The sequence below is a fragment of the Bacillus nitroreducens genome, from assembly GCF_964021195.1.
In genome coordinates this window covers 2,496,189-2,520,355 of record NZ_CAXHYI020000003.1, presented here as the reverse complement: position 1 = coordinate 2,520,355, position 24,167 = coordinate 2,496,189, and the positions used below count along the sequence as shown (strand labels likewise).

At 36.0% G+C, this 24,167-nt stretch carries 34 protein-coding genes and 1 riboswitch; of the genes, 12 read left to right on the top strand and 22 right to left on the bottom strand.

Translation table 11 applies throughout. From position 1 onward, the window contains the following. The first annotated feature begins 71 nt into the window (after positions 1-71). The 4 genes from ACWPVE_RS16100 (at position 72) to ACWPVE_RS16085 (ending at position 3,651) form a co-directional block, all read left to right on the top strand. Entirely contained in the window at positions 72-1,763 is a 1,692-nt protein-coding gene (locus ACWPVE_RS16100; protein ID WP_453995055.1) for a DEAD/DEAH box helicase, read from the top strand. Continuing rightward, entirely contained in the window at positions 1,741-2,535 is a 795-nt protein-coding gene (locus ACWPVE_RS16095; protein ID WP_453997592.1) for a YqhG family protein, read from the top strand. The genes ACWPVE_RS16100 and ACWPVE_RS16095 overlap by 23 nt, the downstream gene beginning before the upstream one ends. Before the next feature lie 376 nt (positions 2,536-2,911). Continuing rightward, positions 2,912-3,001: riboswitch (cyclic di-GMP riboswitch) on the top strand. A 30-nt stretch (positions 3,002-3,031) separates the two neighbouring features. After that, positions 3,032-3,160 carry an anti-repressor SinI family protein gene (locus ACWPVE_RS16090; protein ID WP_453995053.1) on the top strand — a complete coding sequence of 43 codons (129 nt, stop codon included), beginning with the start codon at positions 3,032-3,034 and terminating at the stop codon, positions 3,158-3,160. Positions 3,161-3,324: 164 nt separating this feature from the next. After that, positions 3,325-3,651, top strand: a complete 327-nt coding sequence (locus ACWPVE_RS16085) for a helix-turn-helix domain-containing protein (RefSeq protein WP_453995051.1) — start codon at positions 3,325-3,327, stop codon at positions 3,649-3,651. Positions 3,652-3,685: 34 nt separating this feature from the next. Here ACWPVE_RS16085 and ACWPVE_RS16080 read toward each other — a convergent pair whose 3' ends face one another. The 7 genes from ACWPVE_RS16080 to tapA all read right to left on the bottom strand — a co-directional run bounded on the left by ACWPVE_RS16080 (position 3,686) and on the right by tapA (position 8,481). After that, complete coding sequence (locus ACWPVE_RS16080) at positions 3,686-4,330, bottom strand: TVP38/TMEM64 family protein (RefSeq protein WP_453995049.1); 645 nt, start codon at positions 4,328-4,330, stop codon at positions 3,686-3,688. 245 nt (positions 4,331-4,575) lie between these two features. Continuing rightward, the gene (locus ACWPVE_RS16075; protein ID WP_453995047.1) at positions 4,576-4,869 is read right to left on the bottom strand and encodes a DUF5658 family protein; all 294 of its coding nucleotides are present in this window, start codon (positions 4,867-4,869) and stop codon (positions 4,576-4,578) included. A 100-nt stretch (positions 4,870-4,969) separates the two neighbouring features. After that, complete coding sequence (locus ACWPVE_RS16070) at positions 4,970-5,578, bottom strand: LPXTG cell wall anchor domain-containing protein (RefSeq protein WP_453995045.1); 609 nt, start codon at positions 5,576-5,578, stop codon at positions 4,970-4,972. Between the two features lie 81 nt (positions 5,579-5,659). After that, complete coding sequence (locus ACWPVE_RS16065; RefSeq protein WP_453995043.1) at positions 5,660-6,463, bottom strand: TasA family protein; 804 nt, start codon at positions 6,461-6,463, stop codon at positions 5,660-5,662. Positions 6,464-6,526: 63 nt separating this feature from the next. Then, positions 6,527-7,024: a TasA family protein gene (locus tag ACWPVE_RS16060; RefSeq protein ID WP_453995041.1), complete on the bottom strand. Its 498-nt coding sequence runs from the start codon at positions 7,022-7,024 to the stop codon at positions 6,527-6,529. A 76-nt stretch (positions 7,025-7,100) separates the two neighbouring features. Further along, the gene (gene sipW, locus ACWPVE_RS16055; protein WP_453995039.1) at positions 7,101-7,682 is read right to left on the bottom strand and encodes a signal peptidase I SipW; all 582 of its coding nucleotides are present in this window, start codon (positions 7,680-7,682) and stop codon (positions 7,101-7,103) included. 19 nt (positions 7,683-7,701) lie between these two features. After that, positions 7,702-8,481: an amyloid fiber anchoring/assembly protein TapA gene (gene tapA / locus ACWPVE_RS16050; protein WP_453997590.1), complete on the bottom strand. Its 780-nt coding sequence runs from the start codon at positions 8,479-8,481 to the stop codon at positions 7,702-7,704. 336 nt (positions 8,482-8,817) lie between these two features. Between tapA and ACWPVE_RS16045 the strand changes: the two genes are divergently transcribed. Further along, positions 8,818-9,195 carry a helix-turn-helix domain-containing protein gene (locus ACWPVE_RS16045; protein WP_453995037.1) on the top strand — a complete coding sequence of 126 codons (378 nt, stop codon included), beginning with the start codon at positions 8,818-8,820 and terminating at the stop codon, positions 9,193-9,195. After that, on the top strand, positions 9,192-9,335 hold the full coding sequence (locus ACWPVE_RS16040; RefSeq protein ID WP_453995035.1) for an anti-repressor SinI family protein: 144 nt from the start codon (positions 9,192-9,194) through the stop codon (positions 9,333-9,335). Before ACWPVE_RS16045 ends, ACWPVE_RS16040 begins: the two co-directional genes overlap by 4 nt. A 20-nt stretch (positions 9,336-9,355) precedes the next feature. On the opposite strand, the gene ACWPVE_RS16035 is transcribed toward ACWPVE_RS16040, so the two are convergent. Both ACWPVE_RS16035 and ACWPVE_RS16030 read right to left on the bottom strand, forming a co-directional pair. Next, on the bottom strand, positions 9,356-9,964 hold the full coding sequence (locus ACWPVE_RS16035; RefSeq protein ID WP_453995033.1) for a hypothetical protein: 609 nt from the start codon (positions 9,962-9,964) through the stop codon (positions 9,356-9,358). A gap of 96 nt (positions 9,965-10,060) precedes the next feature. Next, positions 10,061-10,690: a hypothetical protein gene (locus ACWPVE_RS16030; protein WP_453995031.1), complete on the bottom strand. Its 630-nt coding sequence runs from the start codon at positions 10,688-10,690 to the stop codon at positions 10,061-10,063. 102 nt (positions 10,691-10,792) lie between these two features. On the opposite strand from ACWPVE_RS16030, the gene ACWPVE_RS16025 reads away from it, so the two are divergent. Beyond that, a complete protein-coding gene (locus ACWPVE_RS16025; RefSeq protein WP_453995029.1) occupies positions 10,793-11,137 on the top strand; it encodes a DUF3889 domain-containing protein in 345 nt (114 codons plus the stop codon). Positions 11,138-11,197: 60 nt separating this feature from the next. Then, positions 11,198-11,554, top strand: coding sequence for a DUF2512 family protein (locus ACWPVE_RS16020; protein ID WP_453995027.1), 357 nt, complete (start codon positions 11,198-11,200; stop codon positions 11,552-11,554). 110 nt (positions 11,555-11,664) lie between these two features. Here the strand turns inward: ACWPVE_RS16020 and moaA are convergent, their stop codons facing one another. Beyond that, on the bottom strand, positions 11,665-12,690 hold the full coding sequence (gene moaA / locus ACWPVE_RS16015) for a GTP 3',8-cyclase MoaA (RefSeq protein WP_453995025.1): 1,026 nt from the start codon (positions 12,688-12,690) through the stop codon (positions 11,665-11,667). Positions 12,691-13,209: 519 nt separating this feature from the next. Here moaA and ACWPVE_RS16010 point away from each other — a divergent pair. Then, positions 13,210-13,410, top strand: coding sequence for a hypothetical protein (locus ACWPVE_RS16010; RefSeq protein WP_453995023.1), 201 nt, complete (start codon positions 13,210-13,212; stop codon positions 13,408-13,410). A 340-nt stretch (positions 13,411-13,750) separates the two neighbouring features. Here the strand turns inward: ACWPVE_RS16010 and ACWPVE_RS16005 are convergent, their stop codons facing one another. From ACWPVE_RS16005 to comGA, 9 genes are all read right to left on the bottom strand, one after another. Continuing rightward, positions 13,751-13,942, bottom strand: coding sequence for a YqzE family protein (locus tag ACWPVE_RS16005; protein ID WP_453995021.1), 192 nt, complete (start codon positions 13,940-13,942; stop codon positions 13,751-13,753). Positions 13,943-13,958: 16 nt separating this feature from the next. Continuing rightward, positions 13,959-14,486, bottom strand: coding sequence for a shikimate kinase (locus ACWPVE_RS16000; protein ID WP_453995019.1), 528 nt, complete (start codon positions 14,484-14,486; stop codon positions 13,959-13,961). 69 nt (positions 14,487-14,555) lie between these two features. Continuing rightward, entirely contained in the window at positions 14,556-14,942 is a 387-nt protein-coding gene (gene comGG, locus ACWPVE_RS15995; RefSeq protein ID WP_453995017.1) for a competence type IV pilus minor pilin ComGG, read from the bottom strand. Further along, positions 14,939-15,412 (bottom strand): competence type IV pilus minor pilin ComGF, encoded by a 474-nt coding sequence (comGF, locus tag ACWPVE_RS15990; RefSeq protein ID WP_453995015.1) that lies wholly within the window; start codon positions 15,410-15,412, stop codon positions 14,939-14,941. Before comGF ends, comGG begins: the two co-directional genes overlap by 4 nt. Further along, positions 15,366-15,680, bottom strand: coding sequence for a hypothetical protein (locus tag ACWPVE_RS15985; RefSeq protein ID WP_453995013.1), 315 nt, complete (start codon positions 15,678-15,680; stop codon positions 15,366-15,368). The genes comGF and ACWPVE_RS15985 overlap by 47 nt, the downstream gene beginning before the upstream one ends. Before the next feature lie 13 nt (positions 15,681-15,693). Next, positions 15,694-16,143: a competence type IV pilus minor pilin ComGD gene (gene comGD / locus ACWPVE_RS15980; RefSeq protein WP_453995011.1), complete on the bottom strand. Its 450-nt coding sequence runs from the start codon at positions 16,141-16,143 to the stop codon at positions 15,694-15,696. After that, complete coding sequence (gene comGC, locus ACWPVE_RS15975) at positions 16,124-16,438, bottom strand: competence type IV pilus major pilin ComGC (protein ID WP_453995009.1); 315 nt, start codon at positions 16,436-16,438, stop codon at positions 16,124-16,126. Before comGC ends, comGD begins: the two co-directional genes overlap by 20 nt. A gap of 14 nt (positions 16,439-16,452) precedes the next feature. Next, the gene (gene comGB / locus ACWPVE_RS15970; protein WP_453995007.1) at positions 16,453-17,496 is read right to left on the bottom strand and encodes a competence type IV pilus assembly protein ComGB; all 1,044 of its coding nucleotides are present in this window, start codon (positions 17,494-17,496) and stop codon (positions 16,453-16,455) included. Continuing rightward, a complete protein-coding gene (gene comGA, locus ACWPVE_RS15965) occupies positions 17,474-18,550 on the bottom strand; it encodes a competence type IV pilus ATPase ComGA (protein WP_453995005.1) in 1,077 nt (358 codons plus the stop codon). Before comGA ends, comGB begins: the two co-directional genes overlap by 23 nt. 593 nt (positions 18,551-19,143) lie before the next feature. On the opposite strand from comGA, the gene ACWPVE_RS15960 reads away from it, so the two are divergent. Both ACWPVE_RS15960 and ACWPVE_RS15955 read left to right on the top strand, forming a co-directional pair. Then, positions 19,144-19,836 (top strand): helix-turn-helix transcriptional regulator, encoded by a 693-nt coding sequence (locus ACWPVE_RS15960; protein ID WP_453995003.1) that lies wholly within the window; start codon positions 19,144-19,146, stop codon positions 19,834-19,836. 78 nt (positions 19,837-19,914) lie between these two features. Next, positions 19,915-20,157, top strand: coding sequence for a DUF2626 domain-containing protein (locus ACWPVE_RS15955; RefSeq protein WP_453995001.1), 243 nt, complete (start codon positions 19,915-19,917; stop codon positions 20,155-20,157). 248 nt (positions 20,158-20,405) lie between these two features. Here ACWPVE_RS15955 and ACWPVE_RS15950 read toward each other — a convergent pair whose 3' ends face one another. Together ACWPVE_RS15950 and ACWPVE_RS15945 are read right to left on the bottom strand one after the other, a co-directional pair. Then, positions 20,406-21,524 (bottom strand): class I SAM-dependent methyltransferase, encoded by a 1,119-nt coding sequence (locus ACWPVE_RS15950; protein WP_453994999.1) that lies wholly within the window; start codon positions 21,522-21,524, stop codon positions 20,406-20,408. 215 nt (positions 21,525-21,739) lie between these two features. After that, positions 21,740-22,375 (bottom strand): MBL fold metallo-hydrolase, encoded by a 636-nt coding sequence (locus ACWPVE_RS15945; RefSeq protein WP_453994997.1) that lies wholly within the window; start codon positions 22,373-22,375, stop codon positions 21,740-21,742. A gap of 504 nt (positions 22,376-22,879) precedes the next feature. On the opposite strand from ACWPVE_RS15945, the gene ACWPVE_RS15940 reads away from it, so the two are divergent. After that, entirely contained in the window at positions 22,880-23,053 is a 174-nt protein-coding gene (locus ACWPVE_RS15940) for a DUF2759 domain-containing protein (protein ID WP_453994995.1), read from the top strand. A gap of 47 nt (positions 23,054-23,100) precedes the next feature. On the opposite strand, the gene ACWPVE_RS15935 is transcribed toward ACWPVE_RS15940, so the two are convergent. Further along, on the bottom strand, positions 23,101-24,123 hold the full coding sequence (locus ACWPVE_RS15935; RefSeq protein WP_453994993.1) for a YqgU-like beta propeller domain-containing protein: 1,023 nt from the start codon (positions 24,121-24,123) through the stop codon (positions 23,101-23,103). Between the last annotated feature and the right edge of the window lie 44 nt (positions 24,124-24,167).

The window sequence follows — 24,167 nt, the reverse complement described above, 5'->3', positions numbered from 1 at the left end:
AATGTTCGGTTTTTGTCAAAACTGAGTTTCTTCTATATATTTATCACTCATAACGAAAGGACTGTATGTATATGAATGTCGATTTTGAATTTGATCGGTCGTGGCAAGGTGACTTTTTGCAAAGAATTGACGAAGACGGTCCTTGGGCAAACTGGGAGTTATATAAACTTGCCTATGAAGTTGAAAAACACCAGTCAATACCTGAGTTCGAAGGCCTTCAGGCTCCAAAACATTTACCACAGTTAACACCACTTCCACATCAACTTGAGGTTGCAAAGCAAGTTGTTGAAAAGATGAACGGAAAAGCCATCTTAGCTGATGAGGTTGGGTTAGGTAAAACAATTGAAGCTGGTCTCATTTTAAAAGAATATATGATTCGTGGACTCGTAAAAAAGGTTTTAATCCTTGTACCTGCCTCCCTTGTTTCACAATGGGCAGCGGAATTAAATCAAAAATTTTATATTCCAGCAGTTCAGCAGAAAAAGAGTTATATGTGGGAGCAATATGATGTGATTGTTTCCTCAATTGATACAGCCAAAAGAAGCCCTCATCGCGAGATTGTGTATGAGCAGGACTATGATCTGGTCATAATTGATGAGGCACACAAGCTTAAAAACAACAAAACAAAAAACTATGAATTTGTTCAAAACTTAAAAAAGAAATTTTGTTTACTCTTAACCGCAACTCCAATTCAAAACCGAATTGAAGAGATTTTTAATCTTGTGTCTCTCTTAAAGCCTGGTCATTTAGGAAATCAAGAAGAGTTTGAGGAATCTTTTGGAAAGAAGAGTCGGTCTATTGAAGATCATGAGCATTTGAAAGAATTAGTTAATAAGGTGATGATTCGAAACCGACGCGACGATACGGGCATCGAGTGGACGAAACGGAAAGTGGAAACAGTACCCATTGAGTTTTCAGAAACGGAGCAAGAATTATATGATTCCATCTCTGCCTATCGGTCAAACCTTTCAGGTTTTGCCTCTAGTATGTTCTCGATTTTAACCTTGCAAAGAGAAGCATGTAGTAGTCGCGAGGCTGTCTATTTTACGTTAAAAAAGATGCTTGAGAAAAAGAATGAAGATGGCTGTGCCGCAGTACCTGAGGATATGGTAATGGAACTGATGAAAAAGGTGGAACAAGTCACTCAAAATTCGAAAGCGGAAAAAGCCGTTGAACTCATCAAACAAATTGATGATAAAGTGATTATTTTTACCGAATATCGAGCGACTCAAATGTACTTACAATGGTTCCTCCAGCAAAATGGAATTTCGTCTGTTCCATTTAGAGGTGGATTCAAACGCGGGAAAAAGGATTGGATGAGGGAATTGTTTAAAGGGAAATTCCAAGTACTTATTGCTACTGAAGCCGGCGGCGAAGGAATTAACCTCCAATTCTGTAATCATATTATCAATTATGACCTCCCTTGGAATCCAATGAGGCTAGAGCAACGAATCGGGCGCATACATCGTCTTGGTCAAGAAAAAGATGTTCACATTTATAACTTTGCGACGAAGAATACAGTGGAAGAACATATCCTGAAATTGTTATATGAAAAAATCAACCTGTTCGAACGTGTCATTGGCCAACTTGATGATATCTTAACAAGACTTGACCTTGGAAATATCGAGGATCACATCCAGGACATTATGCTTCGTTCACGGAGCGAAGGTGAAATGAAAATTAAGATGGAGAATTTAACTTCTATTTTAAGTTTTGAAGAAGGAAACGGCGGTGAACAACATGCAGCAACAGGAAATCGTTAATTTTCTTGAAAAATATTTTGTATCTAACCATTGTGAAATTCTCGAACGACAACCAGGATACATGACAGTTCAATTAACGGTTGATTTAGATAAACTACTGATGAATCGTCCCTTCTATTGGACGTTTGTGGAAAAAACAGGTGGAACACCGAATCCAATGAAACTTACATTAATTACGGATCGGGATGAAACACCTGACAATGTAAAAGGTGACTTCATTCATTTTGGGGCACCCCGCTTGCATCAAATTTTTGAATCGACCAAAAAACTTGCAAGCTATATACGGTTATATCAACAAAGACCAACTGGTGCACTGGGCAACACCCCTCTTTATCCATGGCTTGGGTTAAATGTAAAAATATCGTACAAATGTGACCGTAAACGAGATGTGTTAATGTCACTTGGTTTGCAACTCATCAATGGAATGATTGTCGAGGACTTTCAAGAAAAGCTTGAGAAGTTGCCTCTCACTCCGAAAATTCCTGATCTTACGTATACAATTGCACCACTTGTAAAACCACAAAGTGGAATCAATCGCCTCCAGCAATATGTAAGAGGCTTTGTGGAAACACAAGATCACACCTGGGCTGAGGAAGCGAGACAACGTTGGAACGAAGATTTAAACCTGTTAGATTCTTTTTATGAAGGAATCGATGAAAAACCCGAGAGTTATGAAATTGAAAAAGAAGCGTTAAAAGAGCAATACGAACCGAAAGTAATTGTCGAGATTATCAATGGTGGATTGTTTTATCTTTGTCAAAATACGATGTAATTTAGACCTATCCTCATATTTGGGGGTAGGTTGCATTTTTTTGAGGGTGTTTTATAAGAAATCGTTCGACAATTCCCTTACATTTTTATGGTAATTTTACAAAATGGAACAACCAATTATCATATAAGTTAACTGTATTTATTTTTCAATTAACAAATAATAGGTCTTTTTTCCTGTTATCCGAGTTTATTCTACATAAACATTGTAAAACGGTCATTAATCACCAAATCGAACTGGTTATTTTGTATCTTTTTTAAATATTTTGACGTCGACAGTTTTTTACAAATAACAGATATTTTATGCTTTATACTTCTAAATGTACTACTAAGGTTCTATACATAGATGGATTACATACTAGGATATTCAGCACTGTATGAACAGTCAAAGGCAAACCTACTGAAAAGTAGGGACGCAAAGTCACAGGTCTAAGGTTGGTTATTTGAACTATGACGGCTGGGTTGCCTGGAATACTAATTGTATTTTGGGAGGAAATGAAATGGTAAATGATGTACAAAACAGGAATGAGCAATTAGATCAAGAATGGATCGACCTTATTTTAGAAGCAGTGGAGTTAGGAATAAGCGTCCAAGATATTCAAAATTTCCTCCAAACGAAAACAGCATAACAGACTTAATCGAAACAAATCAAACATCCTTTAGATACTGTGGGTTGAAACCATGGGGAGGACAGTGAACTCGGATGACACCGAGTTCTTTTTATTTTTTGTTCTTATTATAAACCATTTCTTCATTATATGTTATAATGGTAAGAGAAGGAAGGTGAGAAACAATGATTGGTCAACGTATAAAAACATATCGCTTACAAAAACAACTTTCACTATCTGAACTTGCAGATCGTGCTGGAGTTGCCAAATCATACTTAAGCTCAATCGAACGGAATCTCCAATCAAACCCTTCTATCCAGTTTCTTGAAAAAATATCTGCCGTACTAGGCGTAACTGTTAACGAATTACTCCACGAACAATCAGAACCTGACAATGTAGAACTAGATTCTGAATGGACCAAACTCGTGCGCGAGGCCATGAAATCAGGAGTTTCCAAAGAAGAATTTCGATCATTCTTGGAATTTAATAAATGGAAAATGAATAATAAATAAAAAATGCTTCGGCCAATGGCGCCTGAAGCATTTTTTATATTTCAATTTTGGGTTCTATTTCAGATTTAGACATTCTTTTGTATACAATTATTGTATTAATCATTAAAATTACTAAAAAATATGTACCATAGATTGCAACGGACATCCATTTATTATTACTTAGATTCGCGCCAGCAATTGAGAGAATAATAATATTTGGTAATTCCCCTAAAGTGGAGGCTGTTACAAAGATCAAAATGTTAACCATACTTAGTCCACAAACAATATTAACCACTGGAGACGGGATAATCGGAATCAGCCTCGAAAGTAAAATTGCAATAAAGGAGTTTTTTTCAAAAAAAACCTCATACTCTTTTACTTTAGGATATTTTTTAAGTTTATTTTGAGCAGATTCCCTAAATCCATATCTAATCAATAAAAACATAATTATTGTCCCCAACATAGCGCCTATTATAGATATTAATATTCCATATAAAACCCCAAATGCAGCAGCAACTAGGCTTGCTAATACTGGAAATGGAATAACCGGAAAGAATACACAAATAAAAACTAATAGAATACTTACTACTATTGAAGTAATTCCACTCTTTTCAACAAATGGTAGCAATATATCCTTCTGTGTTATACCAACAAGTATAATCAAACATGCCACAACAATTGCAACTATCTTTATTACCATATTTTTCCTTCCTAATAGGACTCTATTTATACATATTTTGAAAACGAAGAATTTTCTTTAACATTATTATATTTTGCTATATTTGTATAGTTACAAATGGGTTGGAGTTTTTCCGCTTCGGTTGTTCTAATACTAGTGATATCCTTATTGCATATAGGGCAAAGCCAAACACCTAACTTGCTGCTACTAATAGATGGCTGAAAGCATTTTGGACAGTTTTTTTTTACATTGGAATTCCTCCAATATTAGATAATTTGGGAAATCCAATAGCCATGGAGGAAAAAGACATATGTATATAACGCAGTGGCTCTATAGGATATTGAGCGTATTAGTTTGTTTACTGGAAATCGAATAATTATGAGTGCAATTAATAATAATGAGAGTATCAGTTTAATTGATAAAAATAAAAATGGGTGTATTTCATAAATGTTATGCATCAACGGGTTAGCTTCCGATATATGGCCGCCAAGAATACCAAAATGAGTGGCAATGGCGTCCAATATATTTAAGATTGCAAGTGATATGAAAAGCTGTTTCATAGTTGATTCCACTCCAAATAAAAAATAAAGCTCAATGCTTTTCATATATAGAAGGTTTATATCTAAGAAAAACCTTGATTTTTTGAACCAAGGTTTGAATTTAATATTTCTTGTTCATTCTTCTTTTGAAGAGAATGAATATAATACCTAAAGTAATGATACTCAATCCAGTAAGGAAATAGTTAAAGTAACTAGTTGCAGTTTTAGGAAGTTCGTTGCTAGTACTTTCTTTTGATTCACTTAATCCATTTGCAACAAAAATAAAAGCAACAGAAGTAGATTTTCTTTTTACCTCATTACTTACCTCACTAGGTATCTCAACAGTAAATAGCAGTTCATCCTTCCTATGACTTAAGAGCTCACCTAAATCAAGTTTACCTAGATTTTTTAATCTACCCTCATAGATATCTATATTCTTTTCAGAAACCTTAATTGATAGTTTATCAAATAAAATCTGATCTCCAACTTCTTTAATTGCACTAAGTGAATAATTAAAGTCAACATTGCCATCATTCAAAACTTGTATGCTTTTTGAAACTTTATCTCCTGGTGCCATATTGTTGAAAGTAATAAAGCTTTTGGCTGGATTTGTAGACAGTGCTATTACATCTGAGGTTGGCATAGCACTTGTTTGATAGATTGGTAAATAAATTGCTGATAATAATCCAATACAGAGAATTCCAAAAACATAAAGTTTAATATATTTCATTAATGCACCTTCTTTTGTTATGAGGTGTAATTTAAGAATAGACCGCTGTGATTGCGGTCTACCCTTAAAGTATAAAATTAGTTATTGTTCTTGTGAGAATACAGTTTTAAATTCATATACTGGTGAAATATCTTTAATGTCATTATTATCAAATGTTTGATTTTTATCGTCTAAGAGCGTTACTGTGAAGCCTAATTCTAATGCTTGACCAGCCGGTAAAACGATTTTAGTTGGTCCAACTCCAGCACTTGAATACATATCTTTTAAACTACCAACATAAACATCGGTAACCGATACATTCACAGGAGTTCCGTCTACATTGACACTATATTTAAAATCAAGTGCAACTTGTCTTATAAAGGCTTCCGCATATTGTATTCCCCTTGCAAGTTCCTTTCGAAAATCGGATCCAAAACCAGTTGCATTTATTTCCCTATTAAAATAGTCACTGGCTGCCTTATTTAAAGCCATATGTGCATTTTCATCTAATGCTACTCCACCCGTTTCATATACCATAACAGAAACTAATGCTTGTTCTGCAAACATTGCAGCTTCATCACCTGAAGCTGATGAAGCAAATATTCTTGTTAACTCACCATCTAAAGAGCCTGTATTTTTTATAAACATAGATCTCGAATGTGAATCAAGAGGTGCCCATAGCCCTGTACCCATTCGACCTGCATCATCGCTATTTACATAAAACATTGGACCAGTAATTGGGACATCATGCCTATGTGAATCCAGTGTTAATGTACCTGCCTTAAAATTATTACCACTATTCGCTTCTGTATCTGTGAATAATGCAAATGATGCTCCACCTACTAATAAACCAACTGTAACCATCCCTGTAGCTGCAATAGTAGCCATTTTTTTCTTACTTAGCATTTATTCCTACCTCCAGATATTTTTTTAAAAAGAACTATTGAAAATTAAGACCAGGATGTACTATTAATTCCAGCTGATTGGTTCAGTTCCGGCATCATTATTTTTTACTTGAACTGCTTGGAAGTTAATTGTTAAATCACCGATTTTACCTTGATATTCATTACCTGCAGCTTCTGGGAATTCAAAAGAAAAATTAAACGTCTTCTCTTGACCAGGTTCGATTTTTAATATTTGGTTATTTTCTTCAACTTTAACAGGATTATCTCCATCAAATAAATCTCCATTTGTATCATAACCTGATACTTGTACCCAAGCTGCTAATGAATCTGTATTTTTAATGGTAACTTCCCAAGTACCTTTATCTCCTGGAGCTAGATTTGAAATATGTTGAATAGCTGAAAATGTTGAATTAACGTCATCAATTGTAACCCCACCTGTAGCAAATGTGTTTCCTTCGTTAACTGCTTCTGCCGTGAACAATGCATAGGATCCACCACCAATAAGTGCTGCCCCTAGTGCTGTTGCAATTACTGCTCCACCAATTTTCTTTTTGATACTCATTCTTCTTCCTCCTTTAATTTGCCTCGTTATGTAGAGGTGGTAAAAATATATATTTGAATTCTCGTTATGAGAATGTTCAAATCTTAGTTTGTTCCGCTGATTTGGTTTCAGAATCTTCCATACCTGCTATCGCTCTCCAAACAGAGACCACTGCATATCCAATTAATAGAACTCCTGGAACGATAATGACTAATACTGTACCGATTTTTGATTTTACAAAGTCTAAAATGTATCCTACAAAAGGCATGGTAAAGTCTGCATATTCGCCTACAACATTATTTGCAGGGATTGGAGATGTATCTTTTGCATCATTGTTATCCCCTTTTGTAATATAGTAAATGGATGAATCTATTTCTTGAACTTCCAATACTCTGTGAGTTATAAAAACATTTGGATCATCAAGGGATCTATAGGTTAAAATATCGCCTTCTTTATATTTCGTTGGATCCTCTGTCGGTGTAATTGCGATTATTGAACCAGTTTTAATTGATGGCTCCATTGAACCCGATAAGACTGTTAACAATTCCTTACCAAAAACCTTTGGTGTCCCTCCTGAAAACTTGGATGATACTAGAAAAAATACCATCAACAGAATTACTGCAATTAATAAAATTGAAACAATATTATTTATCCACTTTTTTAAAGTTCCTGCTTTCATTTTTACTCACCATCTTCTATTAATTTTGACCATCATTCGCACTTGAATTATTATCTTTCTGATTTGAATTAACTTTTACTGCATTTGCCTCATTACTTTCTGTATTCGTCGAACCTTCATCACTTTCAGTAGTCTCTTTATCTTCTGTTTTCTCTACCTCTGTTTGGTTTCCAGGTAAAGATGTGGTTTCTTCCTGCACTTCGTTTTCATTATTAGGTGCTGTGGTTTCTTGATTCTTTTCAGTTTGAGTTGAAGGCGTCTTTTCATTCGGTTCAGATGTTATTTCACAATTTACTTGTATTTCTTTACTCCAAAATTCCCCATTACCAGGATGATCTACATGTTGATACCCCTTAAACATGTAAACACCAGCATTCTCAGGTATGAAAGTTATTTTGACCTCCTCACCAGCAGTTAATGGAGCTGAGTTTCCTTCAAATACAATTTTTCCTTTCTTAGGACTACCCTTTTCTGTATAAAATACTTCATACATTATTTTTTCCTTCATAGTATTCTTTCCATTTTTTATCGTAGCGAATATCTCACTACATGAACCTCCTTGGCCAACAAACCTGAGGGAACTTTTATCCCAATCCCCATGTTTAGAAGGTTCTTGTTTTTCCTCCCACTGTGCCTTAAATTGCGCTTGTGAATTTGTATTATCATTCAAAAATGCATTTGTATCATTAGTCGTAAATGTTGAAATAAGTAAACACAAATATGCGATTGAAAAAGATTTCAAGGCAAAACTTATTTTGAAATTTTTTTTCCTATACTTTCTAGCTCTAGTCCGTCTAATAGAGACCCCCTCCGATCGTTCGTTTTAAATGAATATAATAATTTGTTTTTTATTAAGAACGAAGTAGGAATATTTATTTTTCATATTCCTAATCTTCCTTTTAGATTCCCTATTCCGTTCGTTCTCGTTCTCAGTAACGAACTTGATAGTCTGAGTATAATCCATAAGAACTAATTTTGAAAAATCCCAAAAATAGCCGTTTTTTCTTAATAAAGAACAATTATCGTTCGTTTTCTCGGTATACCTCTTTTTTTCTTACTATTTTGTAATTTTATAAAGAACACTATGTTCCTTATAATGAACATGTTGCTAGTACTTTTTATAAGGAGAAAGAAGATGATTGGATCTAGGATTAAGGAGTTGCGTAAGCAGCGAAATCTTTCTATTACTGAGTTGTCAAGGCGTGCTGGTGTTTCAAAGTCGTATTTAAGTTATATCGAGCGAGATGTACAGAAGAATCCTTCTCTTAAGTTCCTATCAAAGATTGCGGCTACACTTGATACAAGTATTGAATACTTGTTAGGGGAAGATCCGAATCACAATCATGATGTATTGGACGGAGAATGGACTTCTCTTTTACAAAAGGCAATTGATAATGGGTTAAGTAAGGAGGATTTTCGAGAGTTTCAACAGTTTATTCAGTTTCGTAACTGGAAGAACGAACAAGAGGATTCAGAAGATATTTCAACTTTTCATAATGGAGGCAAGAAATGATACTCACTTCGTTTCAAAAACCGTTAGACCAGGAATGGGTTCAACTACTGATAGAGGCAAAAACTATTGGAATTACCCTTCAAGAAATAGAAGCTTTTTTACAAGGCAAGCAATGTACATGGTTGAAAAGCGACCCATAAAAATTGGGTCGCTTTTCTCGTTAATCCCTCTTCTCCACCGCCGACAATACTAACCCCCGCTCATTTTCCTGTGCTTTATAGGTGATATTGTTAAGCGTTGCCGTTCCATTAATTGTTTTATCTTTATCTCGAAGGAGACCAAGTTTATATGTGGTTACACCGATGTCTTCTTCCTTGACCGCTTCCTCTGTGTTTGTTACGGCTACCAATAAGAAGAAGGCAGCGATTGTGTCTTCATATTTGTCTAAGGTTGAGTAGAGATTGTCTGATTCCACGTCTTTTTTCACAATGGATAATCGTACGACCTCATTGGTTGTTTCATTGACGATACCTTCGAGGATCATTCCATCATTGATATCATGTTTAAATTCACCGTTTCTTACATTTAGCTGTTCAATAGGATCTGAGTCCTTCATTTCTGCTTGGGCTTCATTCCAGTTTTTTACGAGGTCTTCTGTTGTAAAGCCTAATGAGCCTAGATTGAAGATTTGTTCGTCTGCTTCTTGAATTTTGGTTGCTTTTGGATCTTCTTTTTTCTCGTTTTCTTTTGCCTTATCGTCTCCCTTACAGCTAACGAGGAAGGCAGTGCTTAATAGAATAATGGCTATAAAAAAAAGGCGTTTCTGCATGATTTTCCTCCTACAAACATCATTTCTCATAATGATAATATGTGCGCTAGGAAGACAATTCATACAACAAACAATAAGCAACCCATAATGGATTGCTTACTCAGCAAATTCTTCATTTTTACTTACTTTCACCTTTACCACATACACTTCGTCACTTGATTGTATGGCTCTCTGGATAATTTCTTCATCAAGACCAATTCCTACACTATTTCCATCATATCTTGCGATTACAGCTAAATTGATTGGCTTCTCCGCTTTAATCTTAAACTCATCGTCCATCCAGGTTGAAGCCATTCCCAATTTTTCAGGATCTACTACCTCCATTGGTAGGGATTCCATTGACGAAAGTGCAACACCGTCAGCAACTGAATAAGTCCATCGTGTATATGTTGTTTCATCCTCTAATTTGAAATTAAGTTTCGAAACAGCCAAAGACATTTCTTCATTCGTAGCAGTAGCACCATTAATGAGATCTTCTTGTTTTTCACCATTTTTGTAGTGCTCAATCCAAAAGTAAATCATTTTCATGTCTTTGTTTTTTATATCAAGATCATACATGAAAAGCTGATCGAAACCGAGTGAGCCAATCAGTTGTGCATTTCTTTCATTTTGCTTGACTGGTTTTAGAACTCCATCAACTTTTTGACCTGTTGTACTTTCAGAACTACATCCAATCAAAGTTAACAAAACGAGTATCCCTAACCATTTTTTTATCATACGTTTCATCAGTATTTCCCCTTTTCCTCTCATGTTACCATAGAAACCTACCATTACTGCATAATTTTTCCGATCGTTGGGAATTTCTAACGTAAAAGAGAGGTGCTGTATGTGTTACGAAAACTATTGATTGGATGTTGCTTAGGTTTATTACTTTCTCCGACCGTCACCTTTGTGAATGACTCATCAGTTGCTGCATCAGAGCAAAAGAAACCTGTTCCCGAATACGCCAAATGGGGAAAACTTGCGATGGAGGAAACAAAAAAGAGATATCCTGCCGCGGATATTATTGATTATTTACATGTTGGGAAACAACAGAAAAACGGCATGTCTGTTGAACGTTTTAAGTTGTGGTTGAAACAGGATAATCGAGAGTTCGGTGTTTTTGTAAATATCACCTTTGAACCAGATACAGAAAGGGTAAAAAATATTACTGTTGTAGAAACAGACCAATAGGATCGTTACATAATCTTATCTTTTTATGTGAAAAATAGACTTAAAGGAGGTGTGTAAGAAATGACGAATTTGATTTTAAAAATTATTGTATTACCTATAGTTGTTGCACTTTGTTCTGGTCTCTTTGATAGTTTTGATCTTGTTGCATGGTATCAACCAATAGGGATTGGGGTAGCCTTAGCCATTATTGGTCACTTAATAGAGAAAATGATGCTTAGAAGAAATACAACGGTGATGACAGATATTGCTGATTTTATTACAGCAGCCATCGTTGTATATGTTCTTACCTTATTTTATGACGGAGCAAGAATTAACCTTTGGGGTGCTATCTTAACTGCTCTTGTCATTACATTAGTGGAGATACCTATTCACCGCTGGTTAGTACGATCTGGAAGAACAGAAAGTTCAACTGCATAATTCTACGCAGAAAGAGGTGCAAAATGCACCTCTTTTTCTATCTACCCCAAGCAAATCGTCTCAAGGTCACATACCAATCATTTCTTAAGTAATAGGTTGCGCTTTTCTACCTATCCACCAATATAAGACATTTCAATTTTCTTACGTTTTTTGGCGGTTTCTTCAGTTCGTTCATCTGAGTATCGATCTCTTCTTGCTCGCCAAATTGCCGAAAGTGATTCATCGATCTCACTTTCTGTTGCACCTGAACGAATTAATCTTCTTAGGTCATGACCTTCTGAGGCAAATAAGCATGTATAAAGCTGACCATTTGCTGAAATTCTTGCCCTCGTACAGCTTGAACAGAAGGATTCCGTTACCGATGAAATGAAGCCGATTTCCACGTCAGTTCCAACGTAACGATATCGTTTTGCCACTTCACCGAAATAATCGGCATCAACAGGCTCCAATGGCATCTCATTGTTAATAAGATCGTGTATTTCTTTTTTAGAAACAACCTCGTCAAAGTTCCAGCCATTTGTCGTACCGACATCCATGAACTCGATAAAACGAAGGGGTATCCCTTTTTCTTTAAAGAATCTTGACATTGGAAGAATCTGTGAATCATTGACTCCTTTTCGAACGACCATGTTCATTTTCACATGAAGACCTGCTTCTTGTGCGGCTTCTATTCCCGCTAATACTGGTTTTATGCCCACAGAGCGACCATTCATTCCTTTAAAAATATCATTGTCTATTGCATCAAGACTTACATTGACACGTTGTAGTCCCGCTTCTTTTAATTGTTTTGCATACTTCGGTAAAAAGATCCCGTTTGTCGTAAGGGCTATATCTTCAATACCTTCTATATGAGTTAAACGCTCCACAAGCTCATGTACATTTTTTCTGACTAACGGCTCACCGCCTGTTATCCGTATCTTTTTCACACCTAGTTTGACAAAACTTCTCGTTAAAGTTTCGATTTCAGAATAGGATAATAATTCATCTTGTTTCAAGAATTGGTAATCATCCCCGAAAATTTCTTTAGGCATACAATATGAGCATCGGAAATTACATTGATCTGTGACAGAAATGCGCAAATCACGTAGAGGTCGATTTAATTGATCAACAATTTTTTTCTTTTCTGTTGTAGTCATTTTATACCTGTCACTCCTACATTTAAATGAACGTTCAAAAGAAGGATAAAGAGGACCCGTAGATAAAAACGCCAAAGCTTCATGTCGTTTCAACGTTAGCACTCCCTGTGCGTCGGGATTAAAAGGTGGTACAGCTATCGTATCAGTACATGAGTTAATAACTCCGAGACCTTGCGCTGTTGAGTAGATAAAACAAGCGTAATGCCCGAATATTTCTTAAGCTACCGAACATCAATTAAAGAAAAACACTATGTTAATTCAGCGCACTTTTTGAACTTCATTTTATTTAAGTACCTATTACTCTATCATACTAACATATCTCTGTGAATAGAAACGAGATACGTTGAAGGCGTGAATAAATTAATTTTCATAAAGTAGACAAATGCCCACTACTTCTTGCTTATGGTTACATATCCATGTTAATGAGGCACGAATAAGGAGCACATTCAAGCCCACACACGGTAAAAACAAATAATCCGTGAAATATAAAAGAGAAATCATAAAATAGGAGGTTTTAAAATGGGACCATATAGAAGACCACCATATGGGTATGGAAGACCGAGACGACCATTTTGGGGTGGGCCGTTTGTAGGCGGCTTAGTAGGCGGACTTGTTGGTAGCACACTCTTAAATCCTTACTTTTACGGTGGAGGATATGGGTATGGAAATCCATATTATCGTCCACCATATTATCCGTATGGCGGCGGTTATTGGTATTAAAACAAAAGCGCAAGCGCCTTGATAGAGGAACATCGACTAACTACTGCCACGTCCTGTGGCAAACGTCGATGTCAGCACTTCCTCGAAAATGCTTTGCATTTTCTTCGTGCGATTCTAATGCTCTCGAAGCCCTCCTTTTCCTGTGTAAGTCCGACAAGCACAAAACGAGCTGGCTAGAAGGTTGTTATTTAACCTTCTTGACGGATTGGTTTGTGACCTCGAGCTTCTCAAAGCAAGCTTTTCGCAAGATACTCACTGAAGCATAATCAATGATGAAAACTGACTAGGGGCTAGGAGCTGGAGCTGTAAGAAATCAAAAGAGAGCCGACAACAAACGTTGTCAGCTCTCTCCTTTTTTGTTCTTTTTGAACATAAGCGTTACAGCGACTGGCAAGATGCCAAACCACCGATTCGATAGTGGCGGCAATTCTTCTTTACGCTGCTTCCTAGTCGCCTTACGAACTTCCTTAGGCTGGTCTATAAACTTCACAAACTGCTGGGTTACAAATTTCACATAATCGTTTGTAGACATATAACACCTACCTTCTTCAAGCTTCAGTGTTATTATTTCCACCTTTATGCAGATGTAACCATGAAAGGATGTCATCAACGACTTCATCTAAATTTTTTTCGGTGGTATCAATCTTATAATGTGCTTCATTGTAGAACGGCATGCGCTCTTGATACAACTTGATTGTATTTTCCTTTTTCTCCACATCAAATAATGGGCGAGTCGGATCATTTTGAACTCGGTCAAAAATCTTCCCGATATCACAATACAAGAAAATCACATATCCATTATCCTTCATCCAGTTACGATTTTCCTCTTGGATCACAATTCCACCACCAGTTGTGATCACCAAATCATTTGCTGGTATTTCCTTTAAATACAGACGTTCATAATTTCGGAATGTTTGCTCCCCATCCTCCGAAAAAATGGTTGCAATCTTTTTACCTACTTTATCCTCAATATAGTGATCGGTATCAATTACTGGTAGGTTCAAAGCTTGTCCTAGTTTTTGTCCAATTGTTGTTTTTCCTGCTCCCATAAACCCTGTTAAATATATAGCTCTCATCTCTTTTGCACTCCTAATCAACGTCCACTAAGCTTTTTAAAAATTATAACAAAAACATTCTAGTTTGTCTTAACGTAATTCAAACCAAGAACCAATTTCTTTTGTTTCATGGTTGTAGATAAATTGTGCCTTGTATTTTCGTTGACTGGTCGTCGTACAAGAAAGTGTAATTTGAGATGTTGTCAGTGTCTGGGCTGTAATTGTATATTCAATGGTGCCAGTTGGATAATTGAAAGTTCTAGTTGAGTCAACACTCTCAACCTCATATTGTAATATCTCCTGAACATCCTCAACCCCAAGTTGCATCAAATTCTCTAAAATAAATAATTCTTCTGTTTCCTTTGAAAAAGCTCTTTCGGTCAAATATGCGTTTACTTGAAACGAAAAAATAAGAAAGAATAAAAAGGAAACGGCAATTGTAACAGGGAGGATAAATCCTTGTTCATTTTTCCTCATACTTCACGAACCTCCACTGTTGTATATGCTGAAATAATCGCTTGATACGTTTTCCCATCCACAGTTAGAACCGAGATCAAAAAGCCATTTGGCCTTGGTTCAAAACGCACACCTGAAATTTGCTGAAGCAGTACCTCATGCCCTTTGAGATTTACCCTTCTTCTTATTTTATCGTTGTATTTTTCAAAGCTTATAGAATCACCTGTCTCATTCGTATAGAAAACAGAACCATTATTCGATATTGTAATGTCCTTTGCCTCGCGGATTTCCATCTTCATTTGTTGAATTAAAATTTGCCATTCCAATTTATTAAACTGGTCACTATTATCCCGAAACACGACACCGAGAAATGGTGTTATAAATGAAAGTATCACAATGAGAATTGAAAAAGTCACCAACATCTCTACAAAGGTAAACCCCTTCTCATTCCTTACCATTTGTATATCCACATCTTTCATACGACTTTCCAAGCTTGTCCTCCCACGTCACACAAAGTTGCCATTTTTGTAACTCCTCATTTAATGATCTTGTAAATTGGTATGTTACCCCTCCCTTTGCAATCGGTTTTAATGATGAGGTTTCCCCATTAAACTCCTCCTGTAATTCTTCAGCTAATAGTTGATTTCCCATATTCAAAAGATCATTATTTTTTCGTTCCGCAATGATGACCATTAAGTGGGGAAGCAAGGTCACACATAGCATAAGCCAAATTGTTACAGATAGAAGCATCTCAACCATCGTAAATCCCCTCTTATCTCTTACTAACATAAAACCTTCCCTTTCCTAGTAAAAACGTAACAATATAGGTGGAATCCTTGTATTTAAACCGAATTTCTCCAGCTCGCTGGATATTTCCACTACTGTTAAAAGCTAAACCCGAACCCAATGTCGTATATTGAATTTGAATTGCAGGGTCAATGCTGCGCATGAAAACAACTGTGTTTCTCGTTCCTCTATTAAGTCGATAAGAAGATTTACCCGCATCGAAGTACATCCTCATCGGTTCACTATGACTGATCGCAAACTGCTGGCTAAAAAATATGTCATTTTGTAATTGCTCAAGAAAATGGTCCATTTTCTTTGATTCATGTAGAGGTCTAAGTTGGAGGAGACTGATCGAAGAAATAATGATAACAATTGATAGAACAAGTAAAGCTTCTATTAAGGTGAAGCCTTTATCATCAACTTTCCTTAGGTGCAACAACTACAACCCCATTTGTAATTGAAATCTGATCTCCATTCGGACACACAGGTGCTTTTTCCAAGTAACCATCACTAACTATGCTTCCTATATCTGAAACTTTTTCTCCCTTTTCCAACTCATAAGCCTGAACCTGAGCTTCAACCATTTTCACAAGCGCATCACAGCCCTTGTCCTTTATAACACTATTATGCTTAGTCACATTTGGGATCGTAATCAACAACAAAATCGAAACAACTAATAACACAATTAACATTTCCACAAGGGTAAATCCCTTTTGATTTTTGACTTTCATCTACCTCTTCCTTTCTATATTCCGTTTAATAGTTGAAACATCGGGACCATGATGGCACCGTACATCAGCATGATAATGATGCCAATGAACGCAAACAATATTGGTTGAACAACGGCTAGTATTCTAGTCATTTTCTCCTCGACTTTTTCCATGACATATTGGCTATAATGTTGGAGCTCGCTTGCTACATTTCCGTTTGATTGGCCATGTGCAATGACCATCGCTAAATCATCCTCGTAAAATTCTCGCACTCGTAGAATGTCTTCAAATCGATTTCCCGCTCGTAAAAGCTGTTTCATTTCCTTTGCTTCCTCTCGGAAAAAAGGCGAGTGATGTTGCTGCTCAAACATAGTTAATGCTTGAAAAATAGACAGACCACCTTTCAACAAGTTACTGAGTTGCACAGAAAAGAAATGTGAATTAAACATAATTGTTATTTTTTTAAAAATAGGAATCTTTAAGAGTAGTTTCATTTTTTCAACTGGAGTACGTTTTTGAAAATGTAGAAAATAATACGCGAGGCAAATGAATAAAAGGGCACCGACAATGAGGAGCACATATCGGTTTAGCTCAGGGAGTCTTAATAAGATTGTAGAGATTAACGTTTGTTTATAACTCATCGAGGTAAATAAGCTTTCAAATTGTGGCAAAAGGATTTTTTCAATCATCGTAAACATGAAACCGACAAACAACAACAGTGCTAGTGGATAACGGATTAGTTTCTTTCCTTTTTCCAGATGTTTAAGCTTTCTCTGTAGCATTGCACTTCCTTCACGTAGAGCAAATGAAACATCTCCATGTTGCTCAGCAAAATAAATATAACCGAGAATATCCTTGTGAAAACCAACCTGACTAAAAGCTGTATATAATGTTTCTCCTTGCTTACAACTTTCGATAATGGCACTAATATCTTTACTATGTTTTTCAGGTAATTGAAATTGTAAAAATTGAGATGCCTGTTCAAAGGAATATCCTTGATCAAGTAAATTACCAATTCTACTAAGGTATAATGCTTGTTCCCTAATGGTCCAATTTTTATTTCTTTTCCTTGTCATCATGGACGACCCATCTTTCCATTGCATCTGGATACAAATAACCGAGGGCAATCCCCTTTTTGATGACATCCTTTAATTTTTCATAGCGATATTCGCACTTTTCGCCTCTTGCTTCTTTCATTACCTCTGTTAAGGCATGTCCATTTAAAAGTTCGTACACCCCTACCCTTCTTACCTTTCGATACTTTTTGCAATGTGGTGTACATTTCCCTTCGCAATAAGGACATTTGAGATCAACCAGCCTTTGAGAGGCGATTGCGATTAAGGTTTGCTCAATTTCCTGCAAAGACACATCAAATTCTAAAAGACGGTAGATTGCTCCCTTGGTATCTCTTGTATGCATAGTAGTGAGAACTAAGTGACCTGTGAGAGCGGCACGTACAGCAATTTTTGCCGTTTCTGAATCCCTTATTTCCCCCACCATGATAATATCGGGATCATGACGCAAAATTGCCTTTAAGCCATGTGCATAGGTAATTCCAGCTTTTTCATTCACCTGAACCTGTAACACATCATCACTTCTTTTTTCAATTGGATCTTCTAATGTAATGATGTTTCGGTTGAATAGCTTCTTAGTGGCGTGCAGCAAGGAATAAAGGGTGGTCGTTTTACCAGATCCTGTTGGCCCTGTAAATATAATTAACCCATGTGAGTGCTTTAATAGCGAGAGTAATTTCGTTGTCATAGTTGGAAATAACGATAAATTGGCAAGAGAATAAGTCGGTGTTTCGGGTAGGATACGTATGACTAGACTTTCGTTGTAAGGTGTAGGTAGTGTAGACAATCGAAGGTTAATGGTTATGCCTTTGAGATTTAAGGTAATCGAACCATTCTGCGGTCTTCTCCTTTCTCCAATATCCATTCCTGCTAGGAATTTATAATGGGAAATCAGGCGTTCACAAACATTCTTTGGAATGGTTTGCTTATTAAATAAATCACTGTCGAGCCGGTATTGAACGATGGCATCATTAATTTTCGGCACAAAATGAATATCAGATGCATTCATTGACCACGCATCTTCAACCAATTGATCACCGAGTTGTTCAATTTCACTCAAATAATTCACTCCTCCTTAGTTGTTGCTCAAAAAATTCGGTGAATATCATGCATCTCTACAAGAACTTCTACGAATAGAAAACACATACTGCGTCCAACATCGTCGTAACCATTCTGTGGAATCTCGTCAGCATACTTTTTGCGTACTTCACGTGTAAACTTATACATTTTATAAATACTAAAAGCTATGCCGCTTTAAAATTTCGATGTACAGGACTTTTTGTTCTTGTCGATGCGATCCTCTTCATCCTCTTTTTTGAACACAGTTTATTTTTTTCTCTTGCAGGTAACATAATTCAACAAAAATCTACAATACCCTTCTTTTTTCCTACATTTATTTGTGAACTTTTTTTGAACTAAAAAAAAATACAACCCTACATACCAGGGTTGCATTTTTAAAGCTCTTATCGATTTATCTATCATTAGGAGGAATCAATACATTATATGTTGATATTGCGATAAGTATGTCAGTATATTTTTATAAATTTTTTGTTTATTTATGAACAATTATCCACAAGTGATATAAATCACATAATGATGATGTTTACGTGTACTATAATTGAGGTATCATTAGGGTCGCAAGGAGTGAATACAGTGGAACAAACACTGAAAATAACAAACGTTTTAGCAGATCCAACACGTTTTTATATTTATCAATATATTATTAAAAAAAATGAAGATGTTACTGTACAAGAAATCGCTGAAGAATTTGAAATTCATCCGAATGTTGCTAGACTGCACTTAACAAAATTAGAAGATGTAAACATGCTCGTTTCTGAAGCAAAGAAAACAGGAAAAGGCGGTCGACCTAGTCGTCTATATCGTTTATCAAACGACCACATCCAAATTAATTTTCCATTTCGCGATTATCAGTTACTTTCTAAAATTGCAATTGAAACCATGGCTACTCTTGGTGATGTAGGAAGAAAAGCGCTTGAGCTCACAGGTAGACGATTTGGTGAAGAATTGGTAAACCACCAAATTCCAGTTTCCATCCATGAACTCACTTTTGAACAAAAACTCGATATTTTAAAAAAGGCCTCAACGGTTGCGGGTTTTTATCCAGATTTAGACCATAATAAAGATAAGACGAAAATCTTCTTAAAGATTAACAATTGCCCTTTTAAAGAAATTGCACAAGAAAATTTTGAAGCCGTTTGTGGCATGCACCATGCGTTTCTAAGAGGAATGTTTGATTTACTATTTGATGATGTCGTGCTGGAGGAATCAGAAAATATCATTTTAGGATGTAATTCTTGCAGTTATCACGCAATTGTCGCAAAGTAAGGTTTACTTTTATGTAATCGTTACATTATAATAATTAAAGTGAGTGTCTATCATTTACAAGGGGGGGAAATTATACATATGGAACGTATGTACCGAGTTTTAGGTTTTTGGACAGGTATCTTTGCAGTAATGTTCTACGTTGGTGGTATGGATGTTCTAGCACTAATTTTCTTTGCACAAACCGGATTTTTCGTCCTTTTAAGCTATTTAAAATTGTCTGAAAGAATGTATATTTACGTGTTTGGCGCATATTTAACCATTTTCTTCTGTGCCTTCTCTTATTGGACAACTTTTATGATGCCACTTGGTGGAGGTCACTAAAAACAAGCGATAAGTAACTTCGCTTTCAGAGTGTAGACAAAGTCAAACTTGACTTTGTCTACACTCATTTTTATAGGAAAAACTAGTAAGATTCACTTTCCTAGACTGTCTTGAAAACGCTTGTCAGACAAGGCGCGCAGCCGATCGAAGGCGCGAATAGAAATTGTCTTCATGAGCGGACGAGTGAAGTTAGCAACGAAATATGCAAGCGTTTGTCAACAGTCTGAAGCGATGGTAACATCGCTTTTTTATATGTTTTTTAAAATTTGCTCCCACTTGATTTTTATGTTTTTTTGCTGAATCACGACATGAAACGCAGAACTCATACCATCACCCATGATGATTGAACGAATTGCACGATTTCGTTTACTATTTTCCGAAAATGGATTGGCATCATAATTCTCCTGCAGGAAAGCAAGGATGCCTGCTGCTAACAAAAATTCATCCTGTCTCATCTTCTTTACAAATTCAAGTCCTTGTTCTAAGCCATATGAAATGAGTGTGTCGAAATGAATATGGGTAGTGAGATCCATTTCACCAGGATGTTCTAGCGGATTTTCAATTAATTGATGCTTATAATATCCTCGCAGACTTCCCTTTCTTTTTGATGGCTCTTTCCATTCTTCCTTGGAATATCCATAATCAACCGTAAATACAGCGACATTCCCAAGAAAGCTACTTAAATCTGTAAGGTAATCAAGCATTTGAAGGGGCACTTCAAATCTCTGGCCATTAACAAGTTTTATTTTGTAAGTAGTTAAATATTGAAAAATCCGTCCATCTGTAAGTGGAGTAAGAATTTCTGTGATTTGATCGTCTTCTTGTAACGTTATTTTTACTTCATGGAGAATATTTTCCTTCATTTCAATCACTCTTACTGGAAACGCATCAAATAATTCATTTGAGAAAAGTATGCCATGAAAGATTGGGAAATCCTTTTTTGCTTCATCAAGACTTTGATACTGGACCACTTGTTTACCGACTGGAAGATGCTCTTTCTGTAGCTGCATATGATACGGACTAGATTCGATGATCAGATAGGTAAGGTTTTGATAGGTATCACTATAGTTATTCTCTAGTTCATCAAGTACTGCTCTTGCAAATCGACCATTCCCCCCACCTATTTCACAGATGAAAGGAGGTATTTTTTCAATTGCAATCAATTTATGAAAAAGGGATGCAAACAGTTTGCCAAAGATCGTAGATATGTTACTGCTCGTGATGAAATCTCCATGTCTACCAATCTTTTCTCCATTCTTCATGTAGTATCCCTTTTTTTCATGGTATAAGACTGTATTCATATATTTTTCATATGTGATTTGTTCGTTTGGAGATGATTGTATCACCTTTTTTAGTATGTTTAGCATATGCTCACCTTCTGCTAATTTTCACCATTGACACAGTGTTTATATTATAATATTGTAAAATTAATAGCTTACAATATCCCTCCCATTATACGGATATATAAGTTTTGGCGAATGCCAAGAAATACGCATTAGGATCGAGATTTCTAGTGCAAAACATCCCCCAGAAAAGGCCTGACTCTCCTGAGTTAGGCCTTTTCTGTTTTAATGAATACATGTTAGAAACCATTTAAAAATGGATTGTAATCCATTTCTGCTTCAATCGTCGTTTCAGGTCCATGCCCAGATAAAACAATTGTATCTTCTGGTAATGTAAGTAATTTTTCATGAATGCTAGTTAGTAATTGGTTGTGACTTCCACCAGGCAAGTCTGTTCTCCCAATACTTCCTTGGAATAGGGCATCACCTGAAAAAACAACTCCCACTTCTTTACTATAATATGAAGCACTTCCTGGTGAATGGCCTGGTGTGTAAAAAAGGTCAAAAGTGAATTCACCTATTGAAAACACTCCTTCTTTCGGGAGGATCGTCGGTTCTACTTTTGATAAAATTTCGTGTCCAGGAATAAAAGATGCTGATCCATTTAAAGCAGGGTCCTTCAACCACTCTTTCTCTTTCTCGTGTATATACACTGGAATATTCCATTGAGCCAGTACATCGTCAATCGCACCAATATGATCGAAATGAGCATGTGTTAACAGTATCGCAACAGGTGTAAGTCCTTGTTGTCTTATGACTGTATTTAATTTTTGACCATCACCACCTGGATCAAAGATAACACAATCTTTTTGAGTATTTGATAGTATGTATGCATTTGTTTGTAGGGGTCCTAACGGAATCCTTTGCCACTTCATAACATTTCCCTCCGTCTTTTTCAATCTAACATCATTGTACACCATCGGTTACATTGAAAAAAGCACTAAGCAGATAGCCCCCTTCTTATTCGCAAAAATAAGCCTGTTTTTTGTAAATGTCTTGAAAGTGTCATTTTTTCCTCCTCGACAAAAACAGATAAAACGATTAGAATATAGAATGAATCTATCTATTTCTTTACATACGGTGCAACTTTCTACAGTAAGGGTTTTCTTTAAACCTATACTAGTAGTTAGTCGAGCCAATCAAGCATTTACATGCTAATGGATGTAAAGCTTCTTCTTCAACTGTCTGAAGTAATGGAAGAGTATCCTACTGCCTGTAAATGCGGGACAAGAATTCTCTGCCTTTCGAACAACATTTCTTGCGACATACACATGAAGATGTTGTAATATTTCATACTTTGGGGAAAATAGTAAGTATGAATGTGTAAAAGTAGAGGCGCACTTTTTATGATCATTGATTATAGCAAGGGGGTAAGTCACATGGGTCTAATGATTATCTTTGCATTAATAGTAATTTTATCTGCGTTTGGAATTATTCGTTCTTTACGCGAAAAGAACCTTCTAGCCTTAGCTTTCTCAACAGGAACCTTTTTAGTAATTGGCTGGTTTACAATCATGACAATCTTAAAAGATGGGTTCCCATCTGCTCACTAATATGTATAAAAGCCATCGGACAATTCTCCGATGGCTTTTCATTTAGGTTAATAAACAATAAAATCATTTATACTTTTGGTCTTCATATCAATTATCTTCTCAAACTGAAATCCGTATAGACACAAGAACCCATTTGGGGAAAAATTAAGCGGCTGGTCATCTACTTTTTCAAGAATAACCTCTTCTGTACCCGTACTCATGTCATAGGAAACAAGTTCGAACTTTTCACCGTACGTATCAAAGGCACCTGTTGAATATGGCTTAAACGAATAAAACTTTTTTTGCCCAACATTATAGTCTGCAAATGGAATATACCATTTGGAGTAGTCACTTAATAGCGGCATCTTAAACTCATGTAGTTTTTGATTTTTTTCAGGATTATAAAATCCAACATTCGCAGATGCTTCCTCACCCTGAATTAATTCATACGTCACTAATAAGTTTTTATATGCTACAAATGAAATAATGTCTTCAAATAAGAGGCCTTCTGTTTTTGTATCCAGATGGTGAGAATATAGCGGTGCAAAAAAATCAAGCTCGTTTTGATCCCATTTTAAATACGATATGGTCTTTGGTCCAAGCCATTGCACAAATGGCTGGAATACTTCATATTTGGTTATTTTTTCGGAGGATATATCAAGTAAATGTGTTTGAAACGACCAATCCTCTAAAAACGATGTAACAAAGACCTGGTCTACCTGATACGGATTCCAACTATAGAACAAATCAAAGGATTGTACTTCCCATTCGAATTGAACCATTCCTTCTTTATCCACAATCGTTACCTTCGCTTTATTTTGAGTATCTGAAGTATGTATTAGAAATAGAGAATGGTCTTCATTTGCTTTCATTGTCAAAACTGGAGCTTCGGTTTCAATAAAGGGCGCTTTTTCACCTGTATATAGATGATATCTATAAATCGTAGAACCATTATTTTCATCAAGTATAAAAAGAATACTTTCATCATCAAACCATTCACCGACCCGATTAAACTGTTCTCCTCGGAGATCAAGTCGTTGTATCTGCTGGTTTCCCTCAATGAATTCCGATGGTATAGGACCTTTTGTCACATTCTTATTCCTACTTTTCGGTGCATCACTTATATCATACAGTT